Below are 691 nucleotides of genomic sequence, written 5' to 3'. Positions count from 1 at the left end.
GCCGTCCGGCGGGGTCGTCGACATGCCGGTGGCCGTGCGGGTCCGCTCGACCCGTGAGCCGCGGGCCGCACATCTGACGGTCGATTCCGGTGGAGCAGCCGCCGAGGTCGTGCTGGCCACACCGGAAGACGGCGTCTCTCCGGGCCAGGCCTGCGTCATTTATGCCGATGACGGCCCACGCTCGCGTGTGCTCGGCGGCGGCACCATTCGTCGCATCGACGCGTTGGCAGCCGGAACGGCGCAAGCCGCCTGACGCCGACCCGAGCCAGAACCTTCCCCATCCGCAGGATCTAGAGACGATATGCTGAGCGAGCCGCAGGCCGGTCCGAGCACGGCCCTGATGCGCAAGGCCTATGCCCGCTGGGCACCGGTCTACGACGTCGTCTACGACAAGCTCACCGAGCCCGCCGCGCGCGACGCGGTGATGGCGGCCACCGCCTGCGGGCCGCGTATCCTGGAAGCCGGCGTCGGCACGGGATTGTCCCTCGGCTATTATCCGGCGGGCAGCTTCGTCTGCGGCGTCGACCTGTCCGAGGACATGCTGAAGCGTGCCCGCGCCAAGGTGCTGCGCCGGCGGCTCACCCATGTCCGTGGCCTTCAGGTGATGGATGTGTGCCGCCTCGGCTATGCCGATGCCAGCTTCGACGCGGTGGTCGCGCAGTTCCTCATCACCCTGGTGCCGGACCCCGAA

2 protein-coding genes are annotated in these 691 nt (G+C 69.9%); both read left to right on the top strand.

Going from position 1 to position 691, the window contains the following annotated elements:
• The coding region (locus MBTS_RS23205) for an aminomethyltransferase beta-barrel domain-containing protein (RefSeq protein WP_342357250.1) at positions 1–253 on the top strand (253 nt) is incomplete at its 5' end.
• A gap of 48 nt (positions 254–301) precedes the next feature.
• Positions 302–691 (top strand): class I SAM-dependent methyltransferase (locus tag MBTS_RS23200; RefSeq protein WP_192216596.1); only part of this gene is annotated, 390 nt, incomplete at its 3' end.

This window comes from Methylobacterium bullatum (assembly GCF_014845095.1).
GTDB classification, from domain to species: domain Bacteria; phylum Pseudomonadota; class Alphaproteobacteria; order Rhizobiales; family Beijerinckiaceae; genus Methylobacterium; species Methylobacterium bullatum.
Note: the sequence above shows the minus strand (reverse complement) of the source record. Positions and strands in the feature narration are given on the sequence as shown.